Genomic DNA, 15,245 nt, shown 5'->3' with positions numbered 1-15,245 from the left:
AAATAAAAAAGAGTGAGGGTGCCATTATGACACCCCCATTCATCATCACTCTACATCAAGAATCCTCTCAACTAAATCACCATAATCATCGGCGTGTTTCTCATAGACAGGTTCTACTAATTCTCTGAACCCTTCAACATCGAATTCCTCATATGGAACAATATCAACACCGTTCTCTAGTAAGTTCTCACGCTGTTCTGCTTCTAACTCCTGAGAGATTTCACGTTGCACTTCGGCATACTCCTTACCGAGGTCTACAATAATGGATTGGATATCTTCTGGCATTGATTGATATAATTCATCATTGATGATAAGTGTTGCAGAAGCGTAGTATAACCCTGATTCTGAGAAGTATGGAAGCTGTTCATACGTGTTTGTACTCCAAATGACACCATAGGATTGGTCCGTACCATCAATAACCCCTTGTTGCAAGCCACCATATACTTCAGGGAAAGCCATTGGTGTTGGGTTTGTCCCAATACTTTCATACGTATCTAATAGAATATCACTTTCAATCGTTCTCATCTGTAACCCTTTTGCATCCTCAGGTGTGCGGATAGGACGTTTGTTATTAGCCAAGTGTCGTTGTCCATTTTCCCAAAAAGAAATACCCTTAAAGCCGGCATCAGACATTTTATCTAGAATCTCTTGACCGATCTCTCCATCTAATGTTTTATATGCATGATCTAAATCTCGGAATAAAAAAGGAAACTCTAGCGCTGTGACTTCCGGTGTAAAGTTACTCATCACGCCAGTTGTGATCAAACTCATGTCTAAGTTACCTAGCTGAACTCCTTCTGCTAATTCTCGTTCACCACCAAGAGAACCATTATCAAAGATCTCAAATTCAACTCGACCATCTGTAGCTTCTTCAACAGCTTCTGCATAAGCCTCAAAGCCTATTGCATACGCCTCTTCCGGCGGTGCGATATGTCCGACTTTTAACGTATATGTTTCTTCTGATTGATCAACGTCATTTTCCTCAACCTCTGTATTTGCATCTTCCGTTCCACCACAAGCAGTTAGTGCGATCGCACACGTCGCTGCTAATAATGGCATAACTATTTTCTTCTTCACTTTCTTTCTCCCCCCTTTTTCTTTAATGCATAAAAGCGTCGAAGCATTAATGTTTCCTATATTATATACTAAAAGATTTAGTTTTGCACTAATTGTTTTAATATTTGCACGTTAAATATGATCTTCCATAATTTTTTGGTTAAAAATGGGTATTCCATGTCTGTGTAATCTAGCATTTCGTCCTCACTTTCCGGTGATCTTCACTTACTAAAAACACTAGGCTCATCATTGACTATACCTCTCCTCTTCAGTTCTCCCTTATGGTCCATCACACTATGAAAAAACCTTCGTTGCCGCGACAACCAAGGTTTAATCTTTCAATTTTATTTCGTTTCCTTTAGGTATGTTGAAATTTGCTCTAACGCCTCAAGATTATTGATATCCTCTTCATACAATGGGATTTGTACAATGCGTTGCTTTTTAAAAGAGGATTCAATCCATTCTAGATATTTCTGCTCCTGTAGTCGCCGCTTCTGTAAAAATTGACCATCCGCATGAGGTGGAATCACCTTATTTACAAAGAGCGTATCAACATTAATTTTATACTGTTCAAGCAGCTGCACGGCCTTCTCCGTTTCTAAAATCGGCAAACGCTCAGGAATTAATACAAAGACGAATCCAGTTTTTTTCGGATTTAATAATATTTCACGAACCTTTGCAAAACGGTCTTTTCTTTTCGCTAAAATTTGATAAATCGTATCCTCACGCGGTTCCCCATCATCTAACCACTGTGCATAGTTCTCGTTAACCGTTTTACGACGATCAAGCATTCCATCCACCCATGCACTCATTAATTCAGGAAGTGATAATAAACGGATCGTATGTCCCGTAGGAGCAGTATCAAAGATAATATGTTCAAAATCAGTACCTTCCTCTAAAATGATCGAAACGATACGATCAAACAAAGCAGACTCATCTGCTCCCGGCGAAACACTTGCCATATCAATTTGACGATGGATTTCATCGATCATACTCGGTTTGATCATCCCACGTAAGTTATCCTTTACTGTCTCTATGTACTTTTTCTGTTCCTCTTCAGGGTGTATCTCTAGTCCCCATAAATGTGTGGTAAGCTTCTTACGCTTTGAACCAATTTTCGTATGAAAGATATCACCAATATTGTGAGCAGGATCTGTCGATACAAGTAATGTTCTCTTTCCTTGTTTTGCCGCTGACATCGCAAGGGCAGAAGCTGATGTCGATTTACCAACACCACCTTTTCCTCCAACGAATATAACTTTTCTTTGCAACAAGCCCTTCTTCACAAGCTACCTCCTCCTCATCTAGCAACAACGTATCCCATCTAATGGCGACTTTTCCATTCCCATACGCAAATGCCAATCATGAAACTTTTCAATCATTTCTGGATAGAGCTCTAGCGTATAATAGGAAACTGGATTAGGGATCCCTAACATCTCTGAGAAACAGAGAAGCATAAACAGGTCATCTTGATCACGAATTTCACGCTTAATCTCAGCCCGATGCTGTAAACTTAAGATTTCATCATATAACTTTACTATTTTTTTAAAGCTCCATTTTTCCTCTGTCATTGCTGAACACCTCAATTATTGTAATGAAGGAAAAGGATAGAACCCAATTATGGATTCTATCCTCGCTATTTAAGCTTCTATACGTACCCTTACATCGACGGATCAATGTTATCATGATCTTTATTTGATGAAAGAATATAAATAGATTCAAGAACAATCCAAATCGCAAATCCTAATATTACCGCACCAAAGCCGAACAATAACATATTACTATCGCTACCCCAAGTCGCCCATTGAGTAAACACTTGCTGAATCATCGCCCAAACGGTCATAAACAACAAGAAGATCATCGGAATTAAAGTAACTAAATAGTTTCTTGCATTCTTCTTCAGCCAAATTGTAATTAACAGCAAACTAATCCCTGCTAACAACTGATTTGAAGTACCGAAAAGTGGCCATAATAGATACCCACCTGAACCAAAGCCATTCGGCCCTTCTGGTAATACAGCGAGTGCCGCACTTGAACCGACAGCGACAGTTGTTGCAACATGTGTCTTCGTTAACGACTTCACCTTATATTCACTACCAAGCTCAGTAATGATATAACGCATTAGACGGACAGCCGTATCCAGCGTTGTTGCAGCAAAACTAACGACAATCACTGCTACAATCGTTTCGGCGATACCTACCGGAATCATGAGCCCAGTCGCTAATTGTCCCGCCCCAACAATAAAGTTGCCAAGGCCCCCTCCATTAGCTGCATCCCATGTACTGTATGCCGCCAAAAAGTCTGCTTGTGTTGCAAACAATGTAACAACAGCAATAATTGAGATTAATGCGAGCATTCCTTCTCCAACCGCTCCCATATAACCTACAAAACGAGCATCTGTCTCCTTATTTAATTGCTTAGAACTCGTTCCTGAGGATACTAAACCATGAAACCCAGAAATCGCACCACATGCAATCGTGATAAATAGTAATGGAAACCACGGAACATCAGTACTTGCATTTGTCGCTGGAGCTGTAACAGTTGGATTCGTTAGAAACAACCCTAAATAAAGAATCCCTAAACCAACGACTAATTGGTGTGAATTAATGTAATCCCGTGGTTGAAGTAACTTCCACACCGGTAACGTAGACGCAACATACACATAAGCAAATAACACGATAATCCAGATTAAAAATGCCGATCCTGTTGCCCCTAATCCGAAAAGACCTGCACTTTCTTCACCACCAAAATAACGCACTAGATCAATTTGTAATACAGGAAAGTGGCTCGCAAGGATCGCTGTTCCATACATAACAGCAAGGGCTGCGAGTGACGGTAGGAGCATATTTTTACTTTTCTTATGAACCTTGTACCCAATCCAGATCGCCAGTGGAATTTGGATAAATACAGATAATACACTTGCTGGGAACTGTACAAATAAATTCGAGATCACCCAAGCAAAAACAGCGTTAACCATCAATACTAAAATTAAAATGATAAACAAAAATAGCAATTTTGCCCTGCGACCTATCAATCGATTTGCTAACGTCCCAACTGATTGCCCTTTATTTCTTACAGATAAAACAAGTGTACCAAAATCATGAACACCTGCAGCAAAAACAGTTCCTAACACGACCCAGACAAGTGCGGGAAGCCATCCCCAATAGACAGCAATGGCTGGACCTAGAATAGGTGCCGCCCCAGCCACCGAGGTGAAATGATGCCCCCATAAGACAAACTTATTTGTCGGCACAAAATCCACATCATCCCTGTATCGGTGGGCAGGTGTTACATAATCCGGGTCAAGACGGTAAATTTTCTCTGCAATAAACTTTGAATAATACCGCCATCCTAAATAAAACACTAACATCCCTGCAAGCGCTAACACTATCGCACTCATTTTTATCCCCTCCTTTAGTAATGTTTATGTGTGTGTATTTGCAGAAAATTACAAAATTAATTCTATAGTAAAAAATTTATTTTTTCAATAAAATGTCAGAAAATAAATAAAAATGTTTATATTTGTTTGTTTACATCGTATCAACCATATTTTTCTACCAAAGTAGTCGAACTTTCTAGTTGAGATTAGGACGATCGATTTACTTATAGATTTTCCGAACGAGAAAACAGAAAACGACCGCGAACGTTAAGTCACTCAAAGATCCCACCCGTCACACCGTGAAGTGTAGGGCTTTCATCTTAAGACGTGGGAGTCTCAATATATCTATCTCTTTTTTAATTCATGATAATTACGTAAAAAGTTTCCGAATATTAATGGTAAACACGTTTTGGTTACCATTAATAGTAATGGCTCCTTTCGTATTGTAGCTCTGATTTGGTTTGGCTTTTCCATTAGGCAGTCTAATCAAATTAACCTACGCTGTTACGAGTAGGGGCCAATTACAAAAACCCCCTAAGTAGAACCTACTTAAGGGGTAATATAAATTAAATAATGATTGATCGTTTTAACAATTAATGCGCTGGGAAGAACGCCATTTGAATCGCAAAAATCACGCCAAATGTATAAAGAATTGGATGAACTTCTTTTCCTTTTCCACTCACAAGCTTAATAATTGGGTACATGATAAAACCTACCGCAATTCCAGTAGCAATACTAGACGTTAATGGCATCGTTAAAATGATCGCAAAAGCTGGAAATGCTTCATCAAAGTCCTTCCAACTGATTTTTGCCAATCCTTCCATCATAAAGCACCCAACAATAATTAACACTGGAGCAGTAATGGCTGGGAGTGCTGAAATTGCGGCAACAACCGGTGAAAAGAATAATGCTCCTATAAACAACACTGCCACAACAACCGCAGTTAATCCGGACCGACCACCAGCAGCGACCCCAGAAGATGACTCAACATAAGCACTTGATGGGCTCGTACCCATTGTCGCACCAACTGTCGTAGCTACAGCATCTGCCATAAGCGCCGGCTTAGCTCGTGGAAATTTACCATCTTTCATTAACCCCGCCTGCTCTGCTATACCAATCATTGTCCCTGTTGTATCAAAGATTGTTACTAATAAAAAGGCAAATACAACTGTGTATAAAGCGTGAGTGAATACACCCGCAATATCTAAATCAAACAACACGATCGATGGTGGTGCTGAAACGACCCCATCAAAATGTAAAAGGCCCATAAAATAACCGATGACTGCAGTAACTAACATACCTAGGAACAAAGCGCCCTTTATTTTACGTGCCATTAATAACAGCGTAATAAACAACCCTAAAATCGATAAGAGTGTAACCGGGTTGCTCAAATCCCCTAATGTTACAAGGTTCTCTGGATTCGCTACAACAATTTCTGCCATCCTCAAACCGATGAATGCAATAAATAAGCCAATCCCAGATGTGATTCCATATTTTAAAGAATTAGGGATTGATTGAATCAATGTTTCTCGAAATTTAGTCAATGTTAATAGTAGAAAGATAACACCAGCAACAAAAACCGTTCCAAAAACGACTTGATAACTCACTCCATGTGTAGCTACGACGCTTGCAAAGTAAGCATTCATGCCCATCCCAGGTGCAATCGCGATCGGGTACTTTGCAAAAATGCCCATTATTAATGTTCCAATTACTGCAGCAACAATTGTCGCAGTGAAAACTTGCTCAAACGGCACTCCTGCTGCAGATAAAATCGCAGGATTGACGATAATGATATACACCATTGTTAAAAACGTTGTTATACCTGCTAACACTTCCGTTTTTACTGTTGTTCCTAATTCACGTAAATGAAAAAAACGTTCCATATATCCTCCTAAAAATCCCTGACTTCAAATAGACAGATTGAATCTACCCATTCGTAGTCAGGAATTTTCGGCTCCCGGTAGAAACTCTCAGACCGTATTTCTGAGAATATACGAATGAAACATATTATTTTTCTTCCTTTTTGTATCCCGGAATATATATTAAGCGAACTATAACCACTTGTCAATAAACAACGTTCGTTTTTTAACCTTCTTATGCTTAAAGAATAACAAATCTATCACGTTGAAATTCCGTTGGTTCCTTCCTTATAGTGGGTACTGCAGGTCCCTTCTTTTGCAATGTACCCCTTTTGCGCTATTACACCCCTATCTACTTATTTTAAATAGTTACTAATAATCGGTTTCAAAACTACCACTAAATTAAGATGAATTTTAATTTTCCTAAAAGCACAACAATGATTGCGCTTTCATATTGACATTTTTCTAAATTTTCAGTACCCTAAATATATCGTTTTAAACAAAGACGTGTTATAAACGGTAAATAATTTATTAGTCATATTATTTTCGCTGCCTAATAATGCAGTAACAAAAAAAAGAAAAGATACACTAATAAAACCATATCCACACAAAGAAATTGAATGGATAATTTCCCTTGCTACATGTATACTCATCGTTAATTCAACATTTACCAAAAGGTGGTGGTTCAGTTAAAAGCATCTCGTTATTAAAACGTAACTTTAAATTATATAACACAAAGGAGGTGCTATAGGTAATTAGAAACTAACTTCAAATTTTCGTTCAATGAAAAATCAAACCTGTTTTACTACTAAAAAAAGAAATCACTAGCATTGAATAGTGAAAGAAAACTTAGTTTCTAGCTTTCTATTAGTCGTACAAGATTTACTATTTTTTGAGGGGGGAAATCAATTATATGATTAAGAAGAGGAAAGAAGGAGAGATTCATCCCGGCCTTAAGTGGGGCCCCTTTACAATGAGAATACCGGGAATCCACTTAGAGTTAACACCAAGCCAACACATTCAAGGCGGGTTAATTTTATTAGCTACTTGTGGTTCCATTACACCACTAGCCATGCAATTCTTTGATGTCTCATTTGATGTTGCATGGACGGTTAGTTTAATATTTTTATTTTGGGTACTTGCTCAAACCATTTTATTTGGGGATGTGTATGCAGCTGGAGCCATCACTCCTGCTCTACCATTAACAATCGTTTACTTGAATACGCTTACACCTGGTGCAGAAGCCGTACAGGGCATGATTGCCATATCAATAGTTGTCATTGTGCTATTCCTGTTCTTTGGCATAACCAAACTAGGGGAAAAGTTTAATGCTCTTATCCCAGCTTCCTTAAAAGCAGGGGTTATTATGGGGGCAGCGATTGCTGCATTTTCTGGGGAACTTGACCGTTTACCTGAGATGCCGATCACATTAATTACAGCATGGGTTGTCGTCCTAGTCTTAATGTTTTCCATTCCATTTTCAAACCTGCCAAATACAAAATTAAAACTTATTGCTGGCTCAAATGCCTTATTGGCATCTTTTATCGTCGCTGGGGTCGTCGGTCTAATCGCTGGTGAGTTAACATTTGATATTTCATGGGGAATTTTTGTGCCTGCAGTTGGAGAAGCCTTTTCCACACTATCGATATGGGCTGTTGGATTACCATCATGGGAGATTATCTTAAGTGCGATTCCAATCGGTGTCATGGTTTATGTATTAGTATTTAGCGACTTACTAGTAGCCCATACATTATTAAAGGATGCAGATGAGGCTCGTAAAGACGAGAAAATTGATATTAATACAAATCGAAGTCACTACGTTCTCGCATTACGAAACTTTGCACAAATCGTAACAGCCGGTCCACTGCCATGGTTACATGGACCGATCTGGACTGGGGTGCAAGTGTTCTTAATTGAACGATATAAAAAAGGACGCAAAGTCATGGATACAATTTATTCTGGTCCTGCGAACTTTTATCTCTTGGCCATTCCATTGGGTCTTTTACTTCCAGTAATCGGGATCATAGTTCCACTATTTCCTGTAGCCCTATCTGTAACATTACTTCTAACTGGGTTTGCCTGTGCTTATGTAGCAATGTCAATGGTTTCAAATAACATTTCACGTGGTTTGGTTTTACTAATCGGAATTTTATCAGCTTCTGTAGGACCTGCATGGGGAATTGGTGTAGGTATTGTCTTATATGTATTACTCATTGGTAGAAATAAAGAAAATTTACCAGTCGGTGATGAGGATTCTGAGAAAGAACAAAAGGCAAGCTAATTAAAATCAATAGATCAGATCGTACGTTACAAGGGGAGAATTATTGATAATAGTGAAAACCTCTCAGCTCTATTCACAATAGAGCTGAGAGGTTTTTCTGTTTATGCTGAAACCGAGGTGTCCCTTACTTTCACTTGTCTTCTCTTATATCCCATAGATGCAAATCCTTTTTTATTAATTTTCATAATACCTTCCGAACTAACGCACTAAAAACAACAAGGAAAGCGCATTCAAAAACACACTCTCCTTGCCTTGCATAGGTTCCTCTTTAGATGACCTGTTCCTTCTTGCGGTACACCATCCCTTCAGCTAATGCGACTAAATCTTCTTTTTCATTTTTGACCTCAATGCGATACAAACCAAGGCGACTAGATTTTGTATCTTCTGTAGCAGTAGCTATTAAACGCTCATTCTCAAATCCTGCATTCATATAATGAATGTTCACTGTAATTCCTACCGCCGTTTGACCATGGGAATTACTCGCACAAGCGAAGGCAACGTCAGCAAGTGAAAATACTGCACCACCATTTGCGGTGCCATGAAAATTTAGCATTTCAGATTTAACATTCATTGAAACTTGCGCAAAGCCATCTTCTACTTTCTCAATTTCAATTCCTAATAACTTGGCAAAACTATCTTCTTGAAACTTACTTATTAGTTTTTGATCCATACAAACCCCCTGCAATGTTTGACGACTTTCTATATAGTGATCGTTTCCGTGAATCTTTCTATAAATAAAAACAATTTATTTTCTTACAACGAAGTTATTCATGATCGCTTCATTTTGAGCAGTCGCTTGTTTCATCATATCTTCAAGCAAGTCTGATACACTTGGGATATCCTCAATCAAACCAGCAACCTGTCCACCATTTACATGTCCTTTTGCTAGTTTTCCTTCAATCGCCCCAGCGATATGACAATCTTCATTTGTCTTCTCATTAAATTCTTCCAACGTTACCCCTTGCAGTTCTGCTTCTATTAACTTGTTAGCATATTCCGTATTTAATAGTCGTCGTACCCTACCAACAGACCTTCCGACGATAACCGTATCAGTGTCACCAGCGTCCGTGATCAGCTGCTTATAATTATCATGAACGAGCGCTTCTTTCGTTGCAATAAACCTTGTCCCCATTTGAACACCCGAGGCACCTAATGACAGCATTGCTAACAAACCACGTCCATCCCCAATTCCGCCAGCAGCAACAACTGGGGCCTCTACTACATTGACAATCTGTGGTATCAAAGTCAATGTCGTTGTTTCAAAGTTTGAATTAATACCTGCAGCTTCATACCCTTCACCAACAATCACATCAGCCCCTGCTCGGTCAACCTTTATCGCCTGCTTAACTGAAGCGACTACACAAATCACCTTGATCCCTTTTTCTTGAAATTTTGGAATTAGCGGTACCGGATTTCCTGCTGATAATGAGACAACCGGAATTTTGTGCTTGAATACAAGGTCAACAATTTCCTCAAAGTACGGCTGCACCGTAATAGGAATATTCATACAAAATGCCTTGTCTGTCTTCTCTTTGACACCGATAATTTTCTCTTCTAATTCAGCTGGGGTCATCGTTCCAGCCCCTAATGTACCTAACCCTCCTGCCTCAGATATAGCAGCTGTTAAATTAGGATGACTTACGTTCCCCATCCCTCCTTGTAACATTGGATACTCCAATCCTAGTTTCCTACATAATATATTCATTATTTCACCTCTCGTAAAAAAAGTGTTATACTTATTTTATCTCATATTATATAGGAGGTCTAGTATGCTTTACCCTTATAATGAAAAAATTCCAAAAATTCACGATACTGTTTTTGTTGCTCCAGGAGCTAGAATTATAGGTGATGTTAACATTGGGAAAGAATCTAGTGTTTGGTTCAATTCAGTTTTACGAGGTGATGAAGCACCGATACGAATTGGAGAACGGTGTAATATCCAAGATAACTCAACTTGCCACCTTTATGAGGATTACCCACTGATCCTTGAGGATGAAGTTTCAGTCGGTCATAATGTTATCCTTCATGGTTGCACCATCCGTAAAGGTGCTTTGATTGGAATGGGGGCAACTATTTTAGATGGCGCTGAAATCGGCGAATCATCATTTATCGGTGCAAACACACTCATTCCACCAGGAAAGAAAATCCCACCTAAAACAATGGTCATGGGCTCACCTGGAAAAGTTGTACGAGAACTGACTGATAAAGACCTAGAATTAATTGAGTTAACGATTGAGACGTATCAGAAGAAAGGTCAGGAATTTTTAAAACAATTAGGCCGACCATAACCTTCTTTAATTCTCAGCTAGACCCAATATCCATAGTCTTGCACGAACGATAAAAAAAGAGGGTTGTCCGTGAAGTAACTGCCGCCTCAGACACAATTTAAATTGCGCAAAGAGGTGAGCAGTCACTTATGGGACAGCCCTTATCCATCCTTTTTAACCATAAGATCATGTGTTAAAAAATCAAAATCCTGATTAGGGACTTCTAAGTCATTGCCTTCTTGGAAAATTTCTCGAAAGAATCGGTTGGAAGGCTCGGCCAGTGCTTTATAATAGTCGGAAAATAAAGTAGCGGCCGAATCCCCAAGCCACCTATCGGGTAATAGTTCAGCAGGCAAACCAGGATCGATAAATAAGAATTTGCGATACTCATGGACGAGGATCGTTCGTTCAACAAAACATTCCCCATCTGTCATTGTACCTTTTGCAATCTTATTTTTATCAATCACATACTTTTGACTATATTTTTGGATAAATTCCTCATACCGTTCATTAATTTCATCTAAATCCCAACAATTATTAACAAGATGCTCATCCGAATGTGGACCAACATAATCAGAAATAAAAAAATTAACATACGATGTAATATCATATTTTTCGATTAAATTATCGACTTGTTTCTCCAATTTATTAGGAGAAATCCAACAACTATTAGAAAGTGAGCCAAAACCACTCCATACAAGCTCTTGCCGTAGCTCATCACGAATATTTCGTTTCTCCTCTGGGATTGTGTACATTAATATGCGCCATTTTCCATCCCAAGAATGCGAAGTAATTTTATAAATACGTTCAGCGGCTTCTTCCATTCGCTCCTTCCCAATATCGGTTAAATAATAATAACTTTTATTGCCCCTTTTTTCAGATTGAACCCAGCCTTGTTTGTTCATTCTAGAAATAGCAGCGCGAACTGATTGCTCATTATGACCAAATTCTTTTAACAGCCGAATCAAGCTTCCAATCCATATAACATTTCCATAATAACGGACATAATCTCCATACAACGTAAAGATCATCGACCGTGTATTAAGTGACTTTTCCATCTAAAACTCCCTCTCCTTATCAATTACAATTTTCTGGCTGCAAAATCCAGTATATACCTTATACCGTTATATTAAAATGGATCAGCAGGAAAGGGAACTTATTCTCCCTGTACTTTTTTCTCTTCTAAAACTAGCAAACGGCATGTAAAGACAGCCCTTTGCTAGTTACATCATTCTTTTTCTCTACTCTCCCTTGAAATTAGGTTTTCTTTTCTCAGCAAATGCTTCTAATGCTTCAATACGATCCTTTGTCGGAATAATGACCTCATAGGCCTTTGCTTCCATCGCTAATCCAGTGTGGATATCTACATCTCCACTATGGCGGATGGCATATTTCGCTTGTTGAAGTGCTAGTGGACCATTCTCTAACATTTTACCAGCAAATTCTTCACATTCAAGCATCAGGTTATCTCTTTCAACAACCCGATTTAAGATACCTAATTCTAATGCTTCCGAAGCTGGGATTTTCTTTGCCATCAAAATTAGCTCCATTGCTTTTGCCTGTCCGATTAATCGAGGAAGACGTTGTGTACCACCAGCTCCAGGGATGATTGCCCAGCTTAATTCTGTAAGCCCCATCTGTGCTTCAGTAGCTGCAATTCGAAAATCACATGCAAGAGCAAGCTCAAAGCCACCGCCAAGAGCATATCCATTGATAGCAGCAATTGTTGGTTGTGGTAGGTTCTCGATCGCAGTAAATACATCACGAATTGCTTTTACATTTCTTCTAACTTGTGATTCATTTAATGTTTTTCGCTCTTTTAAGTCAGCACCAGCACTAAACGCTTTTTCCCCTGCACCAGTAATCACGACTACACGAACCTCTTTGTTAACATGAATATCACTGATGATATCATCTAACGCAGTTAACGTTTCGTAATCAAAACAGTTCAAAGCTTCTGGTCTGTTAATCGTTACACGAGCTAGACCTTGTTCAATCGTACACTCTACTTTTCCCATGAGTACCTTCCCCCTTATAATTTAAAACTTTGACAATAGGCTTATAGTAAAAATACTAAGTGTGTGATAGAAACGTCATATAAATATTTGATATAGAACGTAAATATCCTTTTAAAATAAAATTTTTTGTTGCAAAGAGGGGTGTTCTAAAAGGACATTTTACCTTTTAGAGCACCCCCCGCGAAACAGTGTGTATAGGAGTCACTAAACGTTTAACAGCCTTCGGTAAACTCGTTCTCACTGATAGACGATTAGTGCACTTGCCTGTCATTCATTCTCCACTTCTTTATGGACGACAGCGTTAATTAATCAATATTTTCAACAATAGCTGCAATTCCTTGGCCGACCCCGATACACATTGTAGCTAACCCATGTTGTACATTTTGCTTTTTCATCTCATGAATAAGCGTTGTTAATATTCTAGCACCACTTGCCCCAAGCGGATGACCAAATGCTATTGCTCCACCATTGACATTGACAATGCTAGGGTCGAGCTCTAATTGTTTAATACACTCTAATGATTGAGAAGCAAAAGCCTCATTCAGTTCAACTAGACCAATATCATTAATGCCTAAATTCGCACGCTGTAATGCTTTTCTCGATGCATAGATAGGCCCAATTCCCATAATTCTTGGTTCCAAACCAGCCACCGCAGACGTGACATACCGAGCTAATGGTTTTAAGCCAAGTTCTTTTGCTTTATCTGCACTCATCATTAGTAAAGCCGAAGCACCATCATTAACTCCAGATGCGTTCCCCGCAGTTACACTACCACCTTCAAAAATTGGCTTAAGCTTCCCTAACTTTTCAAGAGTGCTCGTAGGTCTTGGATGTTCATCAGTATCAACAACAATTTCATTACCTTTACGATCTTTGTAAGTCACAGGTACAATCTCTTGATCAAAGCGCCCTTCATCCATTGCCTTTTTCGCTTTTTGTTGACTTTCATAAGCAAATTTATCTTGCTCTTCTCGAGAAATTTCGAACTGCTCAGCAACATTCTCTGCAGTTTTAGGCATGGAATCTGTCCCATATTGCTGCTCTAATGCTGGGTTTATAAACCTCCATCCAATGGTCGTATCGAACATTTTCATGTCTCCACGCGGATAGTCAACCTCTGGTTTCCCCATAACCAATGGAGCACGTGTCATACTTTCAGTACCACCAGCAATAAAAACATCACCTTGTCCAACCGCGATTGCTCGAGCTGCATAGGTAACAGCATCTAATCCTGAACCACAGAGACGGTTGATCGTCGTTCCACCAACCTCTACCGGTAAGCCAGCTAATAACGCAGACATTCTTGCTACGTTACGGTTATCTTCACCTGCACCATTTGCATTACCAAGGACAACCTCTTCAATTTCTTTTGGATCCACATCTGGGTTACGCTCGATGAGTGATTGAATAACAATACTCCCTAAATCATCAGGGCGTACTGACTTTAATCCCCCTTTATATTTACCAATCGGCGTACGCACCGCATCTACTATTACTACCTCTTTCATGTCTCCTCGTCCCCCTGAGTAATTATTAGTATTCATATACTCCTCTTCCTGTTTTACGTCCGAGACGTCCTGCTTTCACATATTTCTCTAGCAACGGACAAGGTCGGAACTTCTCTCCTAACGTTTCGTGGAGATACTTCAAGTTATTTAAGCGAGCATCTAGGCCTACCAAATCCCCAAGTTCAAACGGGCCCATTGGATAATTCAAGCCAAGCTTAATCGCTTTATCAATCTCTTCTGGTGTTCCCACACCCTCTTGAAGCATATAGAACGCTTCATTACCTACCATTGCACTAATGCGGCTCGTAACGAATCCAGGAAACTCATTAACAACAACCGTTTCTTTACCCATTTTTTGGGAAACTTCTTCAACAACAGATGCCGTTTCATCAGATGTTTCTAGACCACGAACAATTTCAACAAGTGGCATTTTATGAACTGGGTTAAAGAAGTGCATAGCAATAACTTTTTCAGGACGGTTTGTATATGAACCAATTTCAGTTGGGCTCATCGTTGATGTGTTTGTTGCAAAATAACATGATTCTGGTGCATACTTATCGATTTGTTCAAATGTACTCTTTTTAATTTCTTTCTTTTCAGGAACAGCTTCGATAATTAAATCTGACACTTTAGCCGCTTCACTTAAATCCGTTTTGTAAACTAAAGAAGATTTGGCCTTATCAGCTTGTTCACTCGTAATCTTACCTCGTTCAAGACCTTTATCAAAGATTTTATTAATATCCGCTTTAGCATTTTGAAGTGCTTCCTCTTTAATATCAATTAATTGAACTTGATAGCCACCTACTGATGCGACATAGGCAATGCCGCGTCCCATGACACCTGAACCAATAACGGTAATAGAATTCATTCTTTCTTC

General features: G+C 39.1%; 13 protein-coding genes and 1 riboswitch. Of the genes, 2 read left to right on the top strand and 11 right to left on the bottom strand.

The features are described from left to right. Positions 1 to 45: 45 nt before the first annotated feature. The 5 genes from dctP to KH400_RS07575 all read right to left on the bottom strand — a co-directional run bounded on the left by dctP (position 46) and on the right by KH400_RS07575 (position 6,318). Positions 46 to 1,077: a TRAP transporter substrate-binding protein DctP gene (dctP, locus tag KH400_RS07595; RefSeq protein WP_217223560.1), complete on the bottom strand. Its 1,032-nt coding sequence runs from the start codon at positions 1,075 to 1,077 to the stop codon at positions 46 to 48. Between the two features lie 323 nt (positions 1,078 to 1,400). Continuing rightward, positions 1,401 to 2,342 (bottom strand): ArsA family ATPase, encoded by a 942-nt coding sequence (locus KH400_RS07590; protein ID WP_312889080.1) that lies wholly within the window; start codon positions 2,340 to 2,342, stop codon positions 1,401 to 1,403. Between the two features lie 18 nt (positions 2,343 to 2,360). After that, entirely contained in the window at positions 2,361 to 2,627 is a 267-nt protein-coding gene (locus KH400_RS07585) for a cory-CC-star protein (RefSeq protein ID WP_217223557.1), read from the bottom strand. An 89-nt stretch (positions 2,628 to 2,716) separates the two neighbouring features. Next, positions 2,717 to 4,456 carry a carbon starvation CstA family protein gene (locus tag KH400_RS07580; protein ID WP_217223554.1) on the bottom strand — a complete coding sequence of 580 codons (1,740 nt, stop codon included), beginning with the start codon at positions 4,454 to 4,456 and terminating at the stop codon, positions 2,717 to 2,719. Positions 4,457 to 5,028: 572 nt separating this feature from the next. Further along, the gene (locus KH400_RS07575; RefSeq protein WP_217223552.1) at positions 5,029 to 6,318 is read right to left on the bottom strand and encodes an NCS2 family permease; all 1,290 of its coding nucleotides are present in this window, start codon (positions 6,316 to 6,318) and stop codon (positions 5,029 to 5,031) included. Between the two features lie 34 nt (positions 6,319 to 6,352). After that, positions 6,353 to 6,452: riboswitch (purine riboswitch) on the bottom strand. Between the two features lie 755 nt (positions 6,453 to 7,207). On the opposite strand from KH400_RS07575, the gene KH400_RS07570 reads away from it, so the two are divergent. Next, a complete protein-coding gene (locus KH400_RS07570) occupies positions 7,208 to 8,575 on the top strand; it encodes a hypothetical protein (RefSeq protein ID WP_217223549.1) in 1,368 nt (455 codons plus the stop codon). A 268-nt stretch (positions 8,576 to 8,843) separates the two neighbouring features. On the opposite strand, the gene paaI is transcribed toward KH400_RS07570, so the two are convergent. Both paaI and KH400_RS07560 read right to left on the bottom strand, forming a co-directional pair. Next, on the bottom strand, positions 8,844 to 9,245 hold the full coding sequence (gene paaI, locus KH400_RS07565; RefSeq protein WP_217223548.1) for a hydroxyphenylacetyl-CoA thioesterase PaaI: 402 nt from the start codon (positions 9,243 to 9,245) through the stop codon (positions 8,844 to 8,846). A 75-nt stretch (positions 9,246 to 9,320) separates the two neighbouring features. Continuing rightward, entirely contained in the window at positions 9,321 to 10,280 is a 960-nt protein-coding gene (locus KH400_RS07560) for an NAD(P)H-dependent flavin oxidoreductase (RefSeq protein ID WP_217223546.1), read from the bottom strand. Positions 10,281 to 10,344: 64 nt separating this feature from the next. On the opposite strand from KH400_RS07560, the gene KH400_RS07555 reads away from it, so the two are divergent. Beyond that, positions 10,345 to 10,863 carry a gamma carbonic anhydrase family protein gene (locus KH400_RS07555; RefSeq protein WP_217223544.1) on the top strand — a complete coding sequence of 173 codons (519 nt, stop codon included), beginning with the start codon at positions 10,345 to 10,347 and terminating at the stop codon, positions 10,861 to 10,863. Between the two features lie 140 nt (positions 10,864 to 11,003). Here KH400_RS07555 and paaX read toward each other — a convergent pair whose 3' ends face one another. From paaX to KH400_RS07535, 4 genes are all read right to left on the bottom strand, one after another. Continuing rightward, entirely contained in the window at positions 11,004 to 11,900 is an 897-nt protein-coding gene (gene paaX / locus KH400_RS07550) for a phenylacetic acid degradation operon negative regulatory protein PaaX (RefSeq protein WP_217223541.1), read from the bottom strand. Positions 11,901 to 12,083: 183 nt separating this feature from the next. Continuing rightward, complete coding sequence (locus tag KH400_RS07545; protein WP_217223538.1) at positions 12,084 to 12,860, bottom strand: enoyl-CoA hydratase-related protein; 777 nt, start codon at positions 12,858 to 12,860, stop codon at positions 12,084 to 12,086. Positions 12,861 to 13,165: 305 nt separating this feature from the next. Next, positions 13,166 to 14,368 (bottom strand): thiolase family protein, encoded by a 1,203-nt coding sequence (locus tag KH400_RS07540; RefSeq protein WP_217223536.1) that lies wholly within the window; start codon positions 14,366 to 14,368, stop codon positions 13,166 to 13,168. A gap of 25 nt (positions 14,369 to 14,393) precedes the next feature. Continuing rightward, a complete protein-coding gene (locus KH400_RS07535) occupies positions 14,394 to 15,236 on the bottom strand; it encodes a 3-hydroxyacyl-CoA dehydrogenase (protein WP_217223534.1) in 843 nt (280 codons plus the stop codon). Between the last annotated feature and the right edge of the window lie 9 nt (positions 15,237 to 15,245).

This window comes from Desertibacillus haloalkaliphilus (assembly GCF_019039105.1).
Taxonomy (GTDB): domain Bacteria; phylum Bacillota; class Bacilli; order Bacillales; family KJ1-10-99; genus Desertibacillus; species Desertibacillus haloalkaliphilus.
Note: the sequence above shows the minus strand (reverse complement) of the source record. Positions and strands in the feature narration are given on the sequence as shown.

Bases quoted from the DNA above. Each gene is read 5' to 3' on its own strand.
- KH400_RS07555 (WP_217223544.1), top strand. From the start codon at position 10,345: ATGCTTTACCCTTATAATGAAAAAATTCCAAAAATTCACGATACTGTT.
- paaI (WP_217223548.1), bottom strand. From the start codon at position 9,245: ATGGATCAAAAACTAATAAGTAAGTTTCAAGAAGATAGTTTTGCCAAG.
- KH400_RS07570 (WP_217223549.1), top strand. From the start codon at position 7,208: ATGATTAAGAAGAGGAAAGAAGGAGAGATTCATCCCGGCCTTAAGTGG.
- KH400_RS07535 (WP_217223534.1), bottom strand. From the start codon at position 15,236: ATGAATTCTATTACCGTTATTGGTTCAGGTGTCATGGGACGCGGCATT.
- paaX (WP_217223541.1), bottom strand. From the start codon at position 11,900: ATGGAAAAGTCACTTAATACACGGTCGATGATCTTTACGTTGTATGGA.
- KH400_RS07545 (WP_217223538.1), bottom strand. From the start codon at position 12,860: ATGGGAAAAGTAGAGTGTACGATTGAACAAGGTCTAGCTCGTGTAACG.
- KH400_RS07580 (WP_217223554.1), bottom strand. From the start codon at position 4,456: ATGAGTGCGATAGTGTTAGCGCTTGCAGGGATGTTAGTGTTTTATTTA.
- KH400_RS07540 (WP_217223536.1), bottom strand. From the start codon at position 14,368: ATGAAAGAGGTAGTAATAGTAGATGCGGTGCGTACGCCGATTGGTAAA.
- KH400_RS07575 (WP_217223552.1), bottom strand. From the start codon at position 6,318: ATGGAACGTTTTTTTCATTTACGTGAATTAGGAACAACAGTAAAAACG.
- KH400_RS07560 (WP_217223546.1), bottom strand. From the start codon at position 10,280: ATGAATATATTATGTAGGAAACTAGGATTGGAGTATCCAATGTTACAA.
- KH400_RS07585 (WP_217223557.1), bottom strand. From the start codon at position 2,627: ATGACAGAGGAAAAATGGAGCTTTAAAAAAATAGTAAAGTTATATGAT.